Here is a 778-nt window from a genome sequence, read left to right as displayed (position 1 = left end):
ATATAATCGTATCTTCTTTTATCCGTGTTTTTTTCAATCGTGTCCTGTGCGGTAATCCCCAGTAAAGCAACGAGATTCATCATGAAAATATGGGCCTCAAATTCCTGGTTTATGCCTTCTGGCTTACGGCTACCAAACTGCTCGAGTTTCATTTTGGGCTTGAGCTTTTTAAACCCCTCTTCAATTCCCCACCTGAGAGTATAAAGCTGGTTAATATCTGCTAAGCTGATATTCTTAGGCTCAAGTGAGGATATCAATAGTTCTATCTCACCTGTTGTTAGTTTGATTTTCGAAACTCTTACTTTTATGGGTTCGCAATCTTGCCCATGCTCGGCACAGGTCCTTTTTTCCCTTAAACTTGGTTGCCACTCCGTAATAAAATCCTCAGATGGATTATTCATTACCTGTTTGGCAAAGGTAGAATTCGATGAGCTAACCCTGATACAAAAGTCACTTTTCTGTTCGATAAGCCTCTTGAATATATTGAAGTAACCAAATCCCCTGTCTAAGATAAAAATAGCCTTATCGACCGCCAGGTTGTTTAGGCAATCCTTGAAAAGAGTTCTCTCTGAGTTCTTCATCTCGCTTATCCGACTCGCCAATACTGTCTTTGTGTTGATGTCAAAAAGCATAAACAATTGGGCAAGACAACTTTTGGCACCATTTTCATTTTCAGAATAAACGCCAAAGTGTTTTTTTATACCCGGTGATGCAGGCAGCGAGACCGTTGAGCCATCGCCGGCGATCAACTGAAAGCCTTTCCAACGTCTAACATAGT

General features: G+C 40.9%; 1 protein-coding gene. It reads right to left on the bottom strand.

Annotated features, from left to right (window positions below; all coding sequences use genetic code 11):
- Positions 1-778 (bottom strand): IS4 family transposase (locus tag IM793_RS24685; protein WP_193426173.1); only part of this gene is annotated, 778 nt, incomplete at both ends.

Source organism: Pedobacter sp. MR2016-19, assembly GCF_014947265.1.
In the GTDB taxonomy this organism is placed as follows: domain Bacteria; phylum Bacteroidota; class Bacteroidia; order Sphingobacteriales; family Sphingobacteriaceae; genus Pedobacter.
The sequence above is the reverse complement of the archived record's forward strand: the minus strand, read 5'-3'. Positions and strand labels throughout refer to the sequence as shown.